At 65.4% G+C, this 3,406-nt stretch carries 3 protein-coding genes; 1 reads left to right on the plus strand and 2 read right to left on the minus strand.

All coding sequences use genetic code 11. From position 1 onward, the window contains the following. Positions 1-366: 366 nt before the first annotated feature. A complete protein-coding gene (locus tag ABT294_RS50600) occupies positions 367-660 on the minus strand; it encodes a hypothetical protein (RefSeq protein WP_350813728.1) in 294 nt (97 codons plus the stop codon). A 1,125-nt stretch (positions 661-1,785) separates the two neighbouring features. On the opposite strand from ABT294_RS50600, the gene ABT294_RS50605 reads away from it, so the two are divergent. After that, complete coding sequence (locus tag ABT294_RS50605) at positions 1,786-2,286, plus strand: WD40 repeat domain-containing protein (RefSeq protein WP_350813729.1); 501 nt, start codon at positions 1,786-1,788, stop codon at positions 2,284-2,286. Between the two features lie 387 nt (positions 2,287-2,673). Here ABT294_RS50605 and ABT294_RS50610 read toward each other — a convergent pair whose 3' ends face one another. Then, complete coding sequence (locus ABT294_RS50610; protein ID WP_350813730.1) at positions 2,674-2,967, minus strand: hypothetical protein; 294 nt, start codon at positions 2,965-2,967, stop codon at positions 2,674-2,676. Positions 2,968-3,406 lie beyond the last annotated feature (439 nt).

Genomic DNA, 3,406 nt, shown 5'->3' on the forward strand with positions numbered 1-3,406 from the left:
GCCATGCGAAGCTCGCAGGAGCTGACTTCCTCAGCTATCCCCGGCCAGGCGATTCCATCGTTGATGGATAGCTAGGGCTGCCAGCTGCGACCTGGGGAAATAGGGTAGATCACGTTATCGTGCCCGACCTATTCGCCATGTTCGAGCCGTAACCTCCAGCTGGCGCGGGCTGGACAGGAATCCGCGCACCGCCTCGGGTTCCAGCTGGGCCGCCCTCGGCGCGGACCACACCGTCTCGTTGTGTACACAAATGAGCGGCGTTCATGATCATGTGGTGCTAAGGAGCCCTTTGGGCGGTCGTGGTCGCCAGGCCGGCGGGGGTCCCGATGTCTTGAAGGTCCCCACCGGTCCTGGGCTGTTAGCCGGTTAGGGGCTGGGGATCTTTCGGCAGCCTTGACCGTTGACCCACAGGCTGCTTTCGGCCCAGCCGGTCGCGCAATGGTAGGCGGCCCTGCTTCTGCGGTCAATGATGGCGAAGTCGGACTGCGGACCCCAATGGCTGGTCTCGCAGTCGCGCCCGAAAACGGTGGGCAGATCCGCGGTCACCTCGGCGCAGACGATGGCCTCGCCCGCCCGTATCGTCGGCGCGTTGTGCAGGGTGGTGGTGGCAGCGGCCGCCGGGGCGGCGGTGGCGAGGGCAGCCATGAACGCGCCGACCACCAGAGCTTTCCTAGCTACCCGGCATGTCCGCCTTGTTGTTCTCATGTCTTTCTCCCTTTGGTGTGACTGGGCGCCAAGCGTATACGTAGAGTAGTCGTGCGAATGCTTTCCGTAGCGAGATGGTGTTGTTTTTGTGTCCCGGTCACCTACTGTGACCAGGGACAACACTCCTCCTTGGGGCTGGTCGCACGGACCCGAGCGGAGGGCCCTCGAGCGGGAGATGCGCGTGATGGCGTGGCAGGTCCAGGCCGAGGACGCGGAGCGTGCGGATGCTGAGGAGCGCAGGCGCGCGGAGTCGTTGGTGCGGGCGCGGGCTCGCTGTGCCGAAGCGCGATAGTTGTCACCGCAGGCGGCTGCTGGCCTGACCCTCCGGACGCATCGGTGCACGGTAGTGCGACACCCAGCCATAGATGGCGGTTCCCAGGTCTATCTGGCGGATGATCAAGGTGTGTGGCGCTGTAATGGGGGAGGCTCGGTGGACGTGTACGCAGTCCCGTGAGCGACGTGACAGCGGCGGCATCAGCGTGGCACCTGTGCGCCGCCGTTGACACGCCCCTGCTCTTTCGCCTGAGGCGCTGGCGACCTAGGGTGTGTTACCCGTCTCACCTGCCAGGCTTAGTACCCGCTGGAGGTCTAATGGCCGATCATCGGCCCTTATCGACTGATGGAGCGGCGCTGCCGCCGCGTCCGCCCGCATCGGCATCGGACGAGCCTGGACGTCTGCGGCGCTGGTGGCTGGTTGCGGTGGTCGTGGTCGTCGCGGCGGGCTTCTTCATGGTTGCATGGTCGCCGGATTCGGCTCCTTCGTTCCGGCCGTTGGGCAAGCCGATCGTCGGCGGCACCGAGTGGGCTGGGGCCGTGGCGCTTACGGAGTTGAACGGCGAACGGTCGCCGTCGTCTCGCACGGTAACCAGGCATAGGTGTGGGATCTGGCCGCCGGGAAGAGCCTCGGTAGGCCGTCGGGGACGACGACGGATCGATCAGCGCCCTGGCGGTCGGGCAGATGAACGGTAGGCAGATCCTCGTCAGCGGTGGCGGCGGCGACCTCGTTCAGGTGTGGGATCTGACTGCGGGCAAACAGATCGGCGCTTCGTTGGGGCGGGCTCGTCGATCGCACTCGGCCAGTTGAGCGGGAAGACGATCGCACTCTCCGGAGATCAGCTCGGCCGAGTGGGGGTATGGGACCTGGCGGCGGAACGACTGCCGGGCACTCTGCTCGTCGGCCACCGCCGGGCCGTCTACGCGGTGGCGCTGGGGCAACTCGACAGCAAGACGATCGCGGTCTCGGGCGGCAACGACGGCACCGTTCGAGTATGGGACTTGACCGTTGGCAAACAGTTGGGAAACGAGCTCACCGGTCACACCGACTACGTCTTCTTGGTAGCGATCGGACAGCTCAACGGTAGAACGATTGCGGTGTCGGGGAGTAAGGACGGCACTGTGCGGGTGTGGGATCTGGCGGCGGGCAAGCAACTGGGCGAGCCGCTGACCGGTCACACCGGCGAAGTCCGCTCGGTCGCGGTCGGGCGGCTGGGTGGCGAAACGATCGCGATTTCCGCCGGCGGCGACGACGGTACCGTGCGGCTCTGGGGGCTGGGGTCCGCGACAGTGTCGTCCGGCGGGTGAGGCTCTCGTCTGGCAGTGGATGCAGATCACTGGCAGCCTACGGGGAGCACTACGCGGCCGTTGACAGCCATCACGCCGCCTTACGCGCGCTGATGTGCACCACGGCCACCGCTCACGACCCGCCGCCGGAGCCACCAAGCTTCCGGCCGAGGCGATCCTTGAGGTGCCTCATCAAGATCGTGTACGCAGCCGCCAAGAAGACCTGGGGAATCCCGCCAACAAATCCTGGGAACCCCACAATTCCGCAGATCGGCCGGCTCACAGCCGCCATTCACAGCTGGGGGTCGCAGGTAGTTGTCACCAACCGGCGCGCTACTTGTCGCCAGCGCCAACAGCCAACCGCGTGAGCCGCAGCTCGATTGGCTGTCACCGCCGGTGCGGGGCGTGTCAGTCTCCGACGAACCACAGATAGCGGTGTGGTGCCTCTTGGGCGAAGCTGCACAGCTCGCGGAGGGCTTCGGCGAAGGCGTCGGTGATCAGTCCTGCGGGGAGTCGTGGTAGTTCGTCCAGCAGGGTATCGATCTGCCGATGATTGAAGATCGTGTCGCCATATGGGATCAGATGGCCGAACATCGGAAACTGGGCCCGGTCGAGGTTGGCCAATGCATCGCTCCAAGGGAGGCCGTGTTTGGTCCTCGCCATGCCCTCGGGCCCATCGCCACGAATCTGAAGGTTGATCATCGAGCAAGGACAGAGCTGCGGTTACAGGAAGCCTGCCTTTGTGACAACTACTGCGCTTCGGCTCAGCGGAGTGTGCCGCACGGTAGGGCGACATTTTCGGACAAATCTACGTAGTAAAGGAGGGGCGGGGCTGGGTGTTGGAGCGAGGATTGCGGGGTTGTAGCGTCCGGCTAGCAGTGGCATCTTCCGCGTGATCTTGGCATCTCCACGGCATCTGTGTCCGGCGGATGCATTGATCCTTGGCGATCCGTGATCAGGTCCGAGGTGGCGTCACCCCGGGACGCCGCCGAAGCTGATCTCATTGCCTTCCGCGTCCCGGTAGGTCACCTTGGTCACGCCACCGCCGTACGTCTCGCGCTTGGCGGGCTCGATGCCCCGCCGGGCGATCTCGACGACCCGGTCGTCCAGGTCGTCGACGAACGACAGCACCAGGGCGTTC

Source organism: Nonomuraea sp. NPDC000554, assembly GCF_040300065.1.
GTDB lineage: Bacteria > Actinomycetota > Actinomycetes > Streptosporangiales > Streptosporangiaceae > Nonomuraea.

Bases quoted from the DNA above. Each gene is read 5' to 3' on its own strand.
- ABT294_RS50610 (WP_350813730.1), bottom strand. From the start codon at position 2,967: ATGATCAACCTTCAGATTCGTGGCGATGGGCCCGAGGGCATGGCGAGG.